Source organism: Streptomyces sp. NPDC007863, assembly GCF_040633895.1.
Classification (GTDB): Bacteria; Actinomycetota; Actinomycetes; order Streptomycetales; family Streptomycetaceae; genus Streptomyces.
Map to the genome: position 1 here is coordinate 207,586 of NZ_JBEYEI010000006.1, position 13,910 is coordinate 221,495.

General features: G+C 73.1%; 11 protein-coding genes and 1 tRNA gene. 8 read left to right on the top strand and 4 right to left on the bottom strand.

Annotated elements, in window-relative coordinates:
- Positions 1 to 18: 18 nt before the first annotated feature.
- Together ABZ621_RS11990 and ABZ621_RS11995 are read right to left on the bottom strand one after the other, a co-directional pair.
- Positions 19 to 585 carry a GPR1/FUN34/YaaH family transporter gene (locus ABZ621_RS11990; protein WP_360603315.1) on the bottom strand — a complete coding sequence of 189 codons (567 nt, stop codon included), beginning with the start codon at positions 583 to 585 and terminating at the stop codon, positions 19 to 21.
- A 166-nt stretch (positions 586 to 751) separates the two neighbouring features.
- The gene (locus ABZ621_RS11995) at positions 752 to 1,273 is read right to left on the bottom strand and encodes a universal stress protein (protein WP_360603317.1); all 522 of its coding nucleotides are present in this window, start codon (positions 1,271 to 1,273) and stop codon (positions 752 to 754) included.
- Positions 1,274 to 1,638: 365 nt separating this feature from the next.
- On the opposite strand from ABZ621_RS11995, the gene ABZ621_RS12000 reads away from it, so the two are divergent.
- From ABZ621_RS12000 to ABZ621_RS12015, 4 genes are all read left to right on the top strand, one after another.
- Positions 1,639 to 2,022, top strand: a complete 384-nt coding sequence (locus ABZ621_RS12000) for a hypothetical protein (protein ID WP_360603319.1) — start codon at positions 1,639 to 1,641, stop codon at positions 2,020 to 2,022.
- 406 nt (positions 2,023 to 2,428) lie between these two features.
- Positions 2,429 to 3,598, top strand: a complete 1,170-nt coding sequence (locus ABZ621_RS12005) for a helix-turn-helix domain-containing protein (protein ID WP_360603321.1) — start codon at positions 2,429 to 2,431, stop codon at positions 3,596 to 3,598.
- Between the two features lie 248 nt (positions 3,599 to 3,846).
- Positions 3,847 to 4,449: an oligoribonuclease gene (gene orn, locus ABZ621_RS12010; RefSeq protein ID WP_169084502.1), complete on the top strand. Its 603-nt coding sequence runs from the start codon at positions 3,847 to 3,849 to the stop codon at positions 4,447 to 4,449.
- Positions 4,450 to 4,568: 119 nt separating this feature from the next.
- Positions 4,569 to 4,641: transfer RNA gene (locus tag ABZ621_RS12015), tRNA-His, on the top strand.
- Positions 4,642 to 4,700: 59 nt separating this feature from the next.
- On the opposite strand, the gene ABZ621_RS12020 is transcribed toward ABZ621_RS12015, so the two are convergent.
- The gene (locus tag ABZ621_RS12020) at positions 4,701 to 6,041 is read right to left on the bottom strand and encodes an endo-1,4-beta-xylanase (protein ID WP_360603324.1); all 1,341 of its coding nucleotides are present in this window, start codon (positions 6,039 to 6,041) and stop codon (positions 4,701 to 4,703) included.
- Positions 6,026 to 8,725 carry a cellulose binding domain-containing protein gene (locus tag ABZ621_RS12025; RefSeq protein WP_360603326.1) on the bottom strand — a complete coding sequence of 900 codons (2,700 nt, stop codon included), beginning with the start codon at positions 8,723 to 8,725 and terminating at the stop codon, positions 6,026 to 6,028. The genes ABZ621_RS12020 and ABZ621_RS12025 overlap by 16 nt, the downstream gene beginning before the upstream one ends.
- Before the next feature lie 192 nt (positions 8,726 to 8,917).
- Between ABZ621_RS12025 and ABZ621_RS12030 the strand changes: the two genes are divergently transcribed.
- The 4 genes from ABZ621_RS12030 (at position 8,918) to aspT (ending at position 13,906) form a co-directional block, all read left to right on the top strand.
- Positions 8,918 to 10,261 carry an extracellular solute-binding protein gene (locus ABZ621_RS12030; protein ID WP_360603328.1) on the top strand — a complete coding sequence of 448 codons (1,344 nt, stop codon included), beginning with the start codon at positions 8,918 to 8,920 and terminating at the stop codon, positions 10,259 to 10,261.
- A gap of 5 nt (positions 10,262 to 10,266) precedes the next feature.
- The gene (locus ABZ621_RS12035) at positions 10,267 to 11,232 is read left to right on the top strand and encodes a sugar ABC transporter permease (protein ID WP_360603551.1); all 966 of its coding nucleotides are present in this window, start codon (positions 10,267 to 10,269) and stop codon (positions 11,230 to 11,232) included.
- On the top strand, positions 11,229 to 12,077 hold the full coding sequence (locus tag ABZ621_RS12040) for a carbohydrate ABC transporter permease (protein ID WP_360603330.1): 849 nt from the start codon (positions 11,229 to 11,231) through the stop codon (positions 12,075 to 12,077). The genes ABZ621_RS12035 and ABZ621_RS12040 overlap by 4 nt, the downstream gene beginning before the upstream one ends.
- 146 nt (positions 12,078 to 12,223) lie before the next feature.
- Positions 12,224 to 13,906 (top strand): aspartate-alanine antiporter, encoded by a 1,683-nt coding sequence (gene aspT / locus ABZ621_RS12045; protein ID WP_360603332.1) that lies wholly within the window; start codon positions 12,224 to 12,226, stop codon positions 13,904 to 13,906.
- Positions 13,907 to 13,910: the final 4 nt, after the last annotated feature.

Here is a 13,910-nt window from a genome sequence, read left to right on the forward strand (position 1 = left end):
TCGCGTGACGCGCGGGCCCTACGCCGCCGCCGCCGTGCTGCCGCTGCTCGCCCGGCCCAGGGCCGTCGGCCAGCCGGCGACCGCCGCCGTCGCGCCGTACCAGGCGGCGAGGCCCGCGAGCGCGGCCACCCAGCCGCCCGCCTTGCCGAGGCCCTCGTTGCCCGCGAGGGCCGCGATGCCCGAGAGCAGCAGGGCGAGGAAGAGCAGGCCGTACACGCCCTGCCCGAAGACGCCGCCGCCCTTGGCGGCCAGCGTCAGCGTGAGCGCGAGCAGCGCCCACAGGAGCAGGAAGAGTCCGGCGGCGTCCGCCGAGCCCCCGCCGCCGACTCCGGTCCCCCAGGTGAACCAGAAGGCGCCGAGCGCCGCGAAGGCCGTGCCGTCGCCGGTGCTGCCCGCGCGCAGGGCGAGCAGGCCGACCAGGAAGAGCGCCACGCCGCCGACCCAGGTGGCGAGGCCCGCGGCATCGGCTGCCGCGACGTTGTCGATCACACCGGTGCCGCCCAGGCCGAAGGCCAGGAGGGTCAGTCCGAGTGCGAGGTTTCCGAGGGTGGAGGTGCCGTTCCCCGACGCGACGTCCTTGTTCACGTGGGGCTCCCTTCGAACGGGCGGTGATGCCGCCTGAGCTGCTGTGTTCCGGTGCTCTTTAGCTACCCTTCACAAGCACACAAATCACCTGAGCCAGGCGGAAAATATCGCCGGGCAAAGGGAGTTGAGGAAGTGTCGGACGGTACGGGAGGGAGCCCGCGGCCCGTTACGGGATGACGATCACGGGCCGCTTCGCGCGGCGCGCGAGCCGGCCGGCCACCGAGCCGAAGATCCGCCCGACGATCCCGTGCGTCGAGCCGACCACGATCGCGTCGGCCGAGTACTCGCGGCCGACCTCCTCCAGCTCGTGGCAGATGTCCCCGCCCCGCTCCACCAGGATCCACGGCACCTCGGAGAGATGGTCCGCGCAGGCCAGCTCCAGGCCGAGGACCTCGGTGCGGTGGTCCGGGACGTCGACGAAGACCGGCGGCTCGCACCCCGCCCACACGGTGGTGGGGAGCCGGTTCGCGACGTGCACGATGATCAGGCCGGAGCCGGAGCGCCGGGCCATGCCGATGGCGTACGCCAGGGCGCGCTCACTGGACGTGGAGCCGTCGAAGCCGACGACCACCCCGTGCCGGAAGGCCGGGTCGCAGGCGTGGCGTGGCTGTTCCACCGCGAGGGGGTCGACCGTGGAGTCGGCGACGCGCTTGCGGTCCGCGGGTTCGGGGAATTCGTGACCGGCCATCGGTGTCTCGGCTAGGGAAGTCCTCGTGGGAAGGGACGGGGGAAGGAGCGGATCAACGGGTGGCGGCGGAGCTGTGTCCGGGAATCATCTTCCCAATCCCATACCCGCAAGGGTACGGCGACACTCCTCTCCTGCCCAGGGCCCGCCGTGTCGCGCCCGGCGTGCTGACCGCTCGTGCGCGGGTCGGTGCGCGCGGTGTCCTCCGGAGGATGCACGAAGGATTCACCATCTGGCAATGCCGGATGTGCCCTACAGGCGTCCTCCGGCCGCGGCCCCGAGGGCCGAACGGGCGTCGCTCAGAGTGACCGGAGCGTTCCGTTCCTCGTTCCCCACAGGTCCGGATCACCGTCGCTGGGAGCCCGCCCGTGCCCGCACCGTCCCCTTCCGCCTCCGCCGCGTCCGCCGCCTCCGTCCGCCCGGCCCGCTCCCGCCGCCGCGCCCGGGTACCGGGCCCCGCGGCGCCCGTCGCCCCGGAGACGGGCGGCCCCACGGGGTCCGCGGCGGGCGGCCGGGCGGAGCCGGCGCCGGCCGGAGGGGGGCTCGCCGACCCCGCGGGCGACGTGGTCCGCTGGGCGGTGTTCTGCTGCGCCCTCGTGCCGCTGGTGCTGCTCGCCTTCGGCACCTCGCTGGGCGGGGCCGGCGGGACCGCCCTCGGGCTCGCCTCCGTGACGGCCGCCTGCCGGCTGCTGCTGCGCCGGGCGGAGCGGGGACTGCGCGCGGAGGGCCCCGGGAGCCGTCACCGGGGCTGAGTGGACGCCCGCGGAGCCCCTGGAGTTGACAGGTTCGCACAGCCGATCCCATATGTTTTCAGCCAACTTGAAGTTCCCGGCGCGTCCTTGCCGAAACGGTACGCCTATGCCCGCCCGCTCCCCCGCGAAAGCCCCGCCCCACCGGGCCGCACCCCTCGCACACGGCCACTTCGCCACCACCGGGCCCCGCCCGGGGGTGGCGCGGGCACTCGCCCGTGGATCGATCGCTTCACGCCAAGTGGCCTTGTCGACAATCTGCCGGATCGCGAACTTGTCACGCCGGCGGCACGGGACACAGTAGATTCGATCATGGGTACCGACGACTGGGGTCTCGTGCAAAACCGAGGGGAAACGTGGCACAGCGACACGACCAGGGAGACGCGAACACCGAGGGGAACTTAGCGCCATGAGCCAGGACTCCGCCGCACCGGAGGCGGCACGGAAGCTGTCCGGGCGCCGCCGTCGCGAAGTCGTCGCGGTGCTGTTGTTCAGCGGCGGCCCCATCTTCGAGAGCTCCATCCCGCTCTCCGTGTTCGGCATCGACCGGCAGGACGCGGGCGTTCCGCGCTATCGGCTGCTCGTCTGCGCGGGAGAGGAGGGCCCCCTGCGGACCACGGGCGGGCTCGAACTCACCGCGCCGTACGGCCTGGAGGCGATCGGCCGCGCCGGGACGGTCGTCGTCCCGGCCTGGCGCTCGATCACCTCGCCGCCACCGCCGGAAGCGCTCGAAGCCCTCCGCAGGGCACACGAGGAAGGGGCCAGGATCGTCGGCCTTTGCACCGGCGCGTTCGTCCTCGCGGCGGCCGGCCTGCTCGACGGCCGGCCGGCGACCACGCACTGGATGTACGCGCCGACGCTCGCCAAGCGCTACCCGTCGGTCCACGTGGACCCGCGGGAGCTCTTCGTCGACGACGGGGACGTGCTGACCTCCGCCGGCACCGCGGCCGGAATCGATCTGTGTCTGCACATCGTGCGGACCGACCACGGCACGGAGGCCGCGGGCGCCCTGGCGCGCCGGCTGGTCGTCCCGCCGCGGCGCAGTGGCGGTCAGGAGCGCTACCTCGACAGGTCTTTACCGGAGGAGATCGGCTCCGACCCGCTCGCCGAGGTCGTGGCCTGGGCGCTGGAGCACCTCCACGAGCAGTTCGACGTGGAGACCCTGGCGGCCCGTGCGTACATGTCACGGCGGACCTTCGACCGCCGCTTCCGCTCGCTGACCGGCTCCGCGCCGCTCCAGTGGCTGATCACCCAGCGGGTGCTCCAGGCGCAGCGGCTCCTGGAGACCTCGGACTACTCGGTGGACGAGGTCGCGGGGCGCTGCGGCTTCCGCTCGCCGGTGGCGCTGCGCGGCCACTTCCGGCGGCAGCTCGGCTCCTCGCCGGCGGCCTACCGGGCGGCGTACCGGGCCAGGCGGCCCCAGGGCGAGCCCGCGACGGCCGTCCTGGAGCCGGCGATGCCCACGCAGGTGGTGGCGGGAATCCGTCGCCCCGGGATGTCGCTGGAGCCCGGCAAGCCGCCGGGCGACGCCTACACGCCGGGCCGGCCCGCGCTGCCGGGCCAGCGCAGCGCGCCATAGCCGCCGGCGCCGGACCGGCGTGGGTGCCCACCTGACGGGGGCGCCCACGCCACCGGCGCCGAGGACCGGCGCCGCCACAAGCGGCGCACCGCGGTACCGACGGGCGTCCGGGGGCACCATCCCCCGGGCGCCCGCCGGCATGCCCGGACCCCTTCGGGGACTCCCCCGGGGAGTTTCCGGGGCCTTCTCGGGGCTCCAGGGGCGCACGGGGCGGTTCTCCCGGGGGCGCGCCGCCTAAGGTAGGACGCATGAACGATCGCATGGTGTGGATCGACTGCGAGATGACCGGGCTCTCGCTGACGGACGACGCACTCATCGAGGTGGCCGCACTGGTCACCGACTCGGAACTGAACGTGCTCGGCGAAGGCGTGGACATCGTGATCCGCCCGCCGGACCGTGCCCTGGAGACCATGCCGGAGATCGTGCGCCAGATGCACACGGCCTCCGGACTGCTCGACGCGCTGCCCGGCGGCACCACGCTGGCCGACGCGGAGGCACAGGTCCTGGCGTACATCCGCGAGCACGTGAAGGAGCCCGGCAAGGCTCCGCTGTGCGGGAACTCGGTCTCCACCGACCGCGGCTTCCTCGCCCGCGACATGCCCGCCCTGGAGGGCCACCTCCATTACCGGATCGTCGATGTGTCCTCGGTCAAGGAGCTGGCGCGCCGCTGGTACCCGAGGGCGTACTTCAACAGTCCGGAGAAGAACGGCAACCACCGGGCGCTCGCGGACATCCGCGAGTCCATCGCGGAGCTGCGCTACTACCGGGAGGCGGTCTTCGTGCCGCAGCCCGGTCCGGACTCGGAGACCGCGAAGGAGATCGCGGCCCGGCACGTCGTCCCGGCGGAGTAGGACCCCCCGGAAGGGCCCGCTCGCGCACCCGGGGAAAACGTGTGCGCGAGCACCCCTCGGAACCCTGTAGACTTCTTCTCGGCCGGTCGGGGAAACCTTCGGGAAAACCGCCGGTCGTGGTGGGTATAGCTCAGCTGGTAGAGCACCTGGTTGTGGTCCAGGATGTCGCGGGTTCGAGTCCCGTTACTCACCCTGAAGGCCGAGGCCCCGGTTCGGAAGAACCGGGGCCTCGGTCGTTTCCGCGTTCCCCCCTAGGAGCAGGTGAGGGTCGCCGGGGGCGGGTTGGTGCCCGTCCAGGAGGCGTTGAAGCCGAAGGTCACGGAGCCGCCGGCCGGGACCGTGCCGTTGTACGAGAGGTTCGTCGCCGTCACGGCGGTGCCGGTCTGGGCGGCCGTCGCGTTCCACGCCTGGGTGATCCGCTGGCCGGCCGGATACTCCCAGGCGACCTTCCAGCCGGTCAGCGGGGCGGCGGCGGTGTTGCGGACGGTGACCTGGCCGGTGAAGCCGCCGCCCCACTGGCTCTGCACGGTGTACGTGGCCGTGCAGCCCGCGGGGCCCGGCGGGGTGACCGGGGCCAGGGCCTCGGCGATCCCCGCCCGGGCCGGCTTAGGGTTCAGGTTCTCGTCGTACGGGGTGGCCGCGCCCTCGCCCGGGAAGAAGTCCGGGATCCAGGAGTCGGAGTCGGTGAAGCCCCAGACGGTGAGGCCGGCGCAGCGGGTGACGGCCAGGCAGGCGCGGGTCACGGCCGCGTAGTCCGCCTTCTGCTGCGCGAGCTTGGCCTCGGTGGCCGGCAGGGTCATCCGGATGTCGAGCTCGGTGATCGCCACGTCGACGCCGAGGTCCGCGAAGCGGCGGAGGTTGGCCTCCATCGTGGACGGGACCTGGCCGAGGATCAGATGGGCCTGGAAGCCGACCCCGTCGATCGGCACGCCCTGGGCGAGGAGCCGCTGGACCAGGGCGTACATGCCGTCGCTCTTGGCGCCGATGCCGTCGGTCGAGTAGTCGTTGACGTACAGCTTCGCCGCCGGGTCGGCGGCCCGGGCGGCCCGGAAGGCGTCCGCGATGTACGACTCGCCGAGGGTGGCGCCGAAGACGGACCGGCGGAGGGTGCCGTCCTCGTTCAGGGGTTCGTTGACGACGTCCCAGTGGTCGACGCGGCCCTTGTAGCGGCTCACCTCGGTGGTGACGTGGTCGGTCATGACCGTGCGGAGGGCGTCCGGGGTCCAGGTGCCGTTCGACACCCAGGACGGCAGCTGGCTGTGCCAGACCAGGGTGTGGCCGCGGACCTCCTGCCCGTGCGCCTCGGCGAAGTCGACGATCCGGTCGGCGCCGGTCCAGGAGTACTGGCCCCGGACGGGTTCGACGGAGCCCCATTTCATCTCGTTGCCGGGGGTGACGGAGTCGAACTGGGCGGCGGCGGTGTCCGCGTACGCCCCGCTGAGCTTCCCGCCGGTGACGGCGGTGCCGAGGTAGACGCCCCGGGCGTCGGCGAGGTCGCGGAGCGGGGCGTCGGCGGCCGAGGCCGGCCCGGCGAGGGCGGGGGTGAGGACGGCGGCGAGGAGCGCCGCGGTGGCGGTCAGCCGGCGGAACACGTGGCACCTCCGAGGGTGAAGGCGGCGGGTGCGGGGTTGCTGCCGGTCCAGGAGCCGGTGAAGCCGAAGGAGGCGGAGGCCCCGGCGGCGACGGCGCCGTTCCAGCCGGCGTTCTTCGCGGTGACGGCCGTGCCGGTCTGGGCGGGCGTGGCGTTCCACATCTGGCCGACGGTCTGCCCGGAGGCGAAGGACCAGCCGAGGGTCCAGCCGTTCCAGGCGGCGGCGGAGGTGTTGGTGACGGTGACGTCGGCCTGGAAGCCGCCCTGCCACTGGTTGGTGACCTTGTAGGAGACCTTGCAGGCGCCCGCCGGGGGTGTGGGCGGGTCGGTCGGGTCCGGCGGGTCCGTGGGGTCCGTGCCGCCGCCCCCGTCGCCTCCGCCGGTCTCGCTCGTGTCGCCGTAGACGATGCCGCGGCCGTTGGTGGCGACGTACACCCGGCCGTAGACGCGCGGGTCTCCGGTGATGGTGGCGCCGGTCCAGCCCCACTGGTGGGCGTCGTCGTTGACCCGGACCCAGGTGGCACCGGCGTCGGTGGAGCGGAAGATGCCGCGGACGCCGCCGATCTCGGCGCTGGAGTAGAGCGCCGGGTAGGAGGCGTTCGGGGCGGCCTTGCCGAAGCCGATGGCGTCGGCCTGGTCGACGCCGGAGACCTTCGTGAAGGTGGCGCCGCCGTCGGTGGAGTGCCACAGGCCGTAGGCGGCGTCGGGGGCGCCGCCCGCGAGCCAGATGTCGCCCTTCTTGCCGGGGACGGCCTTGAAGCGGACGTTGCCCTTGGCGGGCAGCCCGGTGGCCTTCGCGGTGAAGGTGAGGCCGCCGTCGGTGGAGGCGTAGAAGGTGCCGCCCTTGAAGCCGTAGAAGGTCTTCGGGTCGACCCGGTCGGACTCGACGGTGGCGCCGGCCGGGATGCCGGCGGAGGCCGTCCAGGAGGTGCCGAAGCCGGTGGCGGCGTGGACGCCGGCGGCGCCCTCGGGGCTCCAGACGAAGCGGCCGCCGTCGGCGGCCGCGGCGACCGTGCCGCCGCCGGTGACGCCCGCGGGCTCCTGCCCGGCGAACCAGTGGGCGCCGTTGTCGGTGGAGAAGGCGACCCGGGGTCCGCCGTCGAGGTGGCCGGAACGGACGAGCGTGTTCGGGGCGGTCTCGGCGTAGTCGAGGCTGGTCGTCGACGTGAAGTTCGGGGAGGTGAACATCATCGGCGGGACGGCCGACAGATCGGTGTGGCGGAAGCCGCCGACGTCGCCGAGGGCGCTGATCAGCGGGGCGCCGGAGGGCGGCGAGACCAGGTCGAGGACGGCGGTCTCCTCCAGGCCCTTCACCATGGGCCGGATGGTGAAGTTCGTGTTCGTGTCCCACCGGGTGAGTTCGGTGGTGCCGTAGACGGTGGCGCCGGTGCCGTACAGCATGCGGTCCGAGTCGAAGGGGTCGATCTCCAGGGCCTCGGTCATCCAGCCGAGCTTGGGGGTCTGCTCGGGCGGGGTGGGGTTGCCGCCCCAGGTCAGCCACGGGACGGAGGAGACGTCCATGGTGTAGCGGTTGGCGCGGGTGGGGTACGAGGAGTAGTCCCAGGCCTTGGTCCAGGTGGAGCCGGAGTCGGTGGTGCGGAAGATCTGGGTGTCGGGCCACCAGGAGCTGTAGGCGGAGACCATGACCGTGCCGGGGTGCTGCCGGTCGACGGTGAGGCCGCTGAAGCCGTGGTAGGTGTCGGCCTCGGCGACGGGGCTGATGTCCTGCCAGGCGCCGGTGGCGGTCGTGTACCGGTAGACCTTGCCCTTGCCGCCGTCGTACGGGCCCGCCGTGTCGCTGTACGCGAGGTAGAGGTAGCCGTTCTCGGCGTCGAGGACGCCCTTGTGGGCGAGGTAGCCGGTGGGCTGGCCGGTGAGGCGGGTCCAGGTGGCGCCCGCGTCGGTGGAGCGGTAGACGGCGTTCTCCTTGTCGCCGACGCCGACGTAGATCGTCCGCGTGGCGCCGCCCGCCGTGCCGGTGGACTCGTCGAAGGTGACCCAGACGATGCCCTGCTCGTCGGAGTTGTAGCCGCTGGTGTCGGTGGGGTCCTGCTGGTAGTTGCCCGGGTTGGTGAAGGAGGTGACCTTCGCCCAGGTGGCGCCGGAGTCGGTGGAGCGCCAGAGGCCGTTGCCGCTGGGGGCGCCGAGGTAGAGGATCCGGTTGTCGTGCGGGTCGACGGCGAGGCGTTCGCCCATGCCGCGGCCCGGCATGTTGCCGCCGATCTTGAAGGGGAGGTCGGCGCGCTGCCAGGTGGCGCCCCGGTCGGCGGAGCGCAGGACGGCGCCCATGCCGGGGTCCCAGTCGTTGGTGTACGTGCCGACGGCGGCGTACACCTTGTCGGGGTCGGCGGTGTCGGAGGCGAGGGAGACGACGCCGGTGTGGCCCCAGTCGTCCCAGCCGACGTGGTCGAGGAGCGGGATCCAGGAGGAGGCGGACTGGTCCCAGCGGTAGGCGCCGCCGATGTCGGTGCGGGCGTAGAGGAGGTTCTTCTCGGTCCGGTTGAAGACCAGGCCGGGGACGAAGCCGCCGCCGTCGACGCGGACGTTCTTCCAGGTGTACGCGGCGGCCGCCGCGGTCCGGGCCGGTGCGGCGGTCTCGGCGGCGCCGGCCGGAAGGGCGCCGGCGAGGAGCCCGCCCGTGAGGGCCAGGCCCGCGAGCCCCGCGAGGAGTCGTGGTCTGCGCATGGGTATCCCGTCGGGAAGTGAAGTATGGGAGCGCTCCCACTATCCGAGTTCTGTCAGAACACGGTCAATACACGGGAACCGTCGAAGACGTTCGACGACCCGGTGCGGCCGGTGGGCCGAACGGGTGAGGCGCGCCCGGACCCCGGCGCCGCCCCACCGGCCGCCCCTCCCCCGCCGCCTACGGTCGGGGCCATGGGGCGGAGGAACGGGACACCACGACGGACCGGCGCTCGCGCCCGCGCCCTGGCGCTGCTGCTCGCCGCCGCGCTGCTCGGCGGCTGCGCGGACGACCCGCCGGTGCCGCCGGCGGCCGGCGGCGGGGAGACCGTCGACGGCTCGGGGCGGCCGGTCACCCTCACCGTCGGCGTGTACGGCACCTTCGGGCTCAAGGAGGCCGGGCTGTACGACACGTACATGCGGCTGCACCCGGACATCGCGATCCGGCAGACCTCCCTCGCCCGCGCCGACGTCTACTACCCGCAGCTGCTCACCCACCTCACGGCCGGCGCGGGCCTCGCCGACGTCCAGGCCGTCGAGGTCGGGAACATCGCGGAGGTCGTCGACACCCAGGCCGGCCGGCTCGTCGACCTGGCCCGCGCGCCCGGCGTCCGGGAGGCCGACTTCCTGCCCTGGAAGTGGGCGCAGGCGCGGACGGAGGGCGGGCGGGTGCTGGGGCTCGGCACCGACATCGGGCCGCTGGCCGTCTGCTACCGCAAGGACCACTTCGCCGCCGCCGGGCTGCCCACCGACCGGGACGAGGTGGGCCGGCTGTGGGCCGGGGACTGGGAGAAGTACCTGGAGACGGGCCGCCGGTTCGTCGCGCGGGCACCGGAGGGCGTGGCGTTCACCGACTCGGCGTCCGGGGTGATGGGCGCCGTCATCTCGGGCGCCCGGCTGCGCTACTACGACGCCGAGGGGCGGCTCGTGGTGGCGGTCAATCCGGCGGTGCGGGCCGCCTGGGACCTCGGCGCGCGGTTCGCCGAGCACGGACTGACCGCCCGGCTCCAGCAGTTCACCCCCGACTGGGACCAGGGCTTCGCGCAGGGCCGGTTCGCCTCGATCGCCTGCCCGGCGTGGATGCTCGGCTACATCCAGGACAAGGGCGGCCCGGACGGCAAGGGGAAGTGGGAGATCGCGACGGCGCCCCGGCCGGGGAACTGGGGCGGCTCCTTCCTGGTCGTGCCGGCCGCCGGGCGGCACGTCGAGGAGGCCACCGCGCTGGCGGCCTGGCTGACCGCGCCGGAGCAGCAGGCGGTGCTCTTCGAGCGGCGCGGCAGCTTCCCGAGCGCCGAGGCCGCCTTCGGGCTGCCGCAGGTACGGAACGCCCGGCACCCCTACTTCGGGGACGCGCCGGTGGGCCGGATCTACTCGGAGGCGGCCAGGGGGGTGCCGGTGGCTCCGGTCGGGCCGAAGGACGGCCTGGTGAACCAGATCCTGTCGGACACCGGGATGCTCCAGGTCGACCAGACGGGACGCTCGCCCGACTCGGCGTGGCGGGCGGCGATGAAGGCCATCGACAACGCCCTGGACCGGTGAGCGCGGTGGCCGAGGAGGTGGTGGAGCGGGCGCTCGCGCCGGTGGTGCCGGCGGGCCGGGGCCGGCGGGAGCGGCGGGACCGGCTCGGCAGGCTGCGGTCGCGCTCGGCGCCGTACGCGCTGGTCGCGCCGTTCTTCGTGCTGTTCGGGGCCTTCGGGCTGTTCCCGCTGGTGGCGACGGCCTGGACCTCGCTGTTCCGGGTGGAGCTGACGGCGCCGGAGGCCCGGGAGTGGGTGGGGCTGCACAACTACGCGCGGCTGCTCACCGACGAGTTCTTCTGGAACGCGCTGGCCAACACGGTGCTGATCGGGGTCCTCGCCACCGTGCCGCAGCTGCTGCTCGCGCTCGGCGCGGCGCACCTCCTCGACGCGCGGCTGCGCGGACGGCTCTTCTTCCGGGTGGCGGCGCTCGCCCCGTACGCGACCTCGGTGGCGGCGGCGACGCTGGTCTTCGCGCTGTTCTACGGGCGGGACCAGGGAATGGTGAACTGGGCGATCGGGCTGGTCGGGCTCGACCCGGTGGACTGGCAGAACGGGCCGTGGGCGTCGAAGTTCGCGGTCGCGTCGATCGTGATCTGGCGCTGGACCGGCTACAACGCGCTGATCTACCTGGCGGCCATGCAGACGATCCCGCACGAGCTGTACGAGGCGGCGGCGCTCGACGGGGCCGGGCGGTGGCGGCGGTTCCGGCACGTCACCCTGCCGGGGCTGCGGCCGGCGCTGGCCTTCACCGGGCTCGTGTCGACGATCGGGGCGGTGCAGCTCTTCGGCGAGCCGCTGCTCTTCAGCAGCGGGGCGGGGGCCTCGGGCGGCGCCGACCACCAGTACCAGACGCTCGGGCTCTATCTGTACGAGCAGGGCTGGGTGAACCTGCACCTGGGGCGGGCGGCGGCGATCGCCTGGGCGATGCTGCTGCTCCTGGTGGCGGTCTTCGGGCTGGTGCGGCTCGTCCGCGGGAGGGGTGCGCGGTGAGGCGGCGGGACGCGGGCCCGGAGTCGTACGAGCGGGGCGGGTGGGGTACGTATCTGCTCCTGGCGCTCTTCACGGCGGTGTCGGTCTTCCCGCTGCTGTGGACGGCGGTCGCCGCCTCGCGGACGAGCGGGCGGCTCGCCCAGTCGCCGCCGCCGTTCTGGTTCGGGCGGAACCTGCCGCGGAACCTGTCGGTGGCCTGGGGCGAGGGCGGGATGGGCGAGGCGCTGGCCAACACGGCGGTGGTGGCCGGGTCGGTGGCGGTGGGGACGGTGCTCTTCTCGACGCTCGCCGGTTTCGCCTTCGCCCGGCTGCGGTTCCGCTTCCGCGGGCCGCTGCTGCTCCTGGTGGGGGCGACGATGCTGGTGCCGCCGCAGCTCGGGGTGGTGCCGCTCTATCTGCTGGTCGCCCGGCTCGGCTGGACCGACCAGCTCCAGGCGGTGGTGCTGCCCTCGCTGGTGTCGGCCTTCGGCGTCTTCTACATGCGCCAGCACCTGCGGGGCGCGCTGCCCCCGGAGCTCCTGGAGGCGGCGCGGATGGACGGGGCGGGGACGCTGCGGGTGGTGTGGCACCTGGTGCTGCCGGCGGCGCGGCCGGCGATGGCGGTCCTGGGGATGCTGTCCTTCGTGGCGGCGTGGAACGACTTCTTCTGGCCGGTGCTCGCGCTCACCCAGACGGGCAACCCGACGGTGCAGGTGGCGCTGACGGGGCTGGGCCGGGGCTATGTGCCGGACACCTCGGTGGTGATGGCGGGGGCGCTCCTCGGGACGCTGCCGCTGCTCGTGGTGCTCGCGCTGTTCGGGCGGCAGATCGTGGGCGGGGTGATGCGGGGGGCGGTGAAGGGGTGACGGGGGCGGGGGGAGGAGCGCGGCGGCGGTGCGCGGGTGTTCACCCGGATGGGCGCGGCGGCGGCCCCTTGACGATCTTCCACTGTTAGCGTCCACTTATGTCCGCTATCAAAGGGTTTTACCCCATGTGGGTGGGGTGAGGCCGGATGGGTGTGCTGCGCGACCATCCCGAACTCGCCCTCTTCGTCTGCCTCGCCGCGGGTTACCTCCTCGGCAAGCTCCGGGTCGGCCCCATCACGCTCGGCGGCATCTGCGGAACGCTGATCGTGTCGCTGCTCATGGGCGCCTGGGCGGAGGTCACCGTCTCCGACGACGTGAAGACGATCTTCTTCGCGCTCTTCATCTTCTCGCTCGGCTATCTGGCCGGACCCCAGTTCTTCGCCAACCTCAACAAGAAGAGCCTGCGCTACTTCACCCTCTGCCTCATCGAGGTCGTCTGCGTCGTCGGCATCGCCCTCGGACTCGCCGAGGCCTTCGACCTGGACGTCGGCACCGCCGCCGGCATCCTGGCGGGCGCGGCCACCGAGTCCGCGGTCGTCGGCACGGCCACCGAGGCCATCGGCAAGCTCTCCGACCTGACCCAGGAACAGATCACCCAGTACCAGGGACACGTGGCCACCGCGTACACGGTCTGCTACCTCTTCGGCCTCATCACCATCGTGATCTACACCAGCCAGATCATGCCGATGATGCTGCGGATCAACCTCCGCGACGCCTCACGCGAGCTGTGGGAGAAGATGCGGGGCACCGGCGGCGGCCTGGAGTCCGACGAGCGCGAGGCGCTGCCCGGCATGGTCGGCCGCACCTTCCTCGTCACCCTCGCCGACGGCGCCAAGGTCTCCGACCTGGAGCGGCAGTTCGGGAACCGGGTCACCGTCGAGGCGGTGAAGCGGGGCAGCGAGATCCTCACCCCGCCGCCGCCCGGCTTCGAGCTGACCCTCTCGGACCTGGTCCTCGCGGTCGGCCGGCGGGCCAACATCATCGAGGCGGGCCGGCTGATCGGCCCCGAGACCCCGGCCGTGCCGGGCCTCGACACCCCGCTCGCCACCCAGCAGGTCTCCCTCACCGACAAGTCCGCGGCCGGCAAGTCCCTGGACCAGCTGACCACCGAGCACCCGGAGATCGCCTCCGGCGGCGTCTACGTGACGGACGTGCTCCGCAACGAGTCGCACCTGCCCGCCACCCCGGAGACCGTCGTCCAGCGCGGTGACGTGCTCACCCTGGTGGGCGCCCGCTCCTCGCTCGGCAGGCTCGCCTCCAAGGTCGGCTCGATCGTGAAGAACGACGCCACCGACTTCATCTACCTGGGCCTCGGCATCGCCGCCGGCTCCCTCCTCGGGCAGGTCGTGGTGGAGTTCGGCGACGTCCCGATGTCGCTGGGCACCGGCGGCGGCTGCCTCATCTCCGGTCTGCTCTTCGGCTGGTTCCGCTCCCGCACCCAGACCTTCGGCGCCTTCCCTCCGCAGGCCGCGACCACGCTCAAGGACATGGGCCTGGCCATCTTCATCGCCTGCACCGGGCTCGTCTCCGGCCCGCAGGCGGGGCCGCTGCTCAAGGAGTACGGGGCGCTGCTGCCGTTCGCGGGCATCGCCATGGTCCTCGTACCGGCGACGATCTCGCTGGTCGTCGGCCGCACGCTGCTGAAGATCGAGAAACCGCTGCTGATCGGCGCCATCGCGGGCCAGCAGTGCTCGACGCCGGCGATCACCTCGGTCACCCAGGTCGCGCAGAGCTCGGTCCCGATGCTCGGCTACACGATCACGTACACCCTCTCCAACTTCCTGCTCCCGCTGACCGGACCGCTGCTGGTCGGCATCCTCGGAGCCTGAGAGG

Coding starts and splice junctions, on each gene's coding strand:
- ABZ621_RS12030 (WP_360603328.1), top strand. CDS start 8,918: ATGGGGCGGAGGAACGGGACACCACGACGGACCGGCGCTCGCGCCCGC.
- ABZ621_RS11995 (WP_360603317.1), bottom strand. CDS start 1,273: ATGGCCGGTCACGAATTCCCCGAACCCGCGGACCGCAAGCGCGTCGCC.
- orn (WP_169084502.1), top strand. CDS start 3,847: ATGAACGATCGCATGGTGTGGATCGACTGCGAGATGACCGGGCTCTCG.
- ABZ621_RS12025 (WP_360603326.1), bottom strand. CDS start 8,725: ATGCGCAGACCACGACTCCTCGCGGGGCTCGCGGGCCTGGCCCTCACG.
- ABZ621_RS12005 (WP_360603321.1), top strand. CDS start 2,429: ATGAGCCAGGACTCCGCCGCACCGGAGGCGGCACGGAAGCTGTCCGGG.
- aspT (WP_360603332.1), top strand. CDS start 12,224: ATGGGTGTGCTGCGCGACCATCCCGAACTCGCCCTCTTCGTCTGCCTC.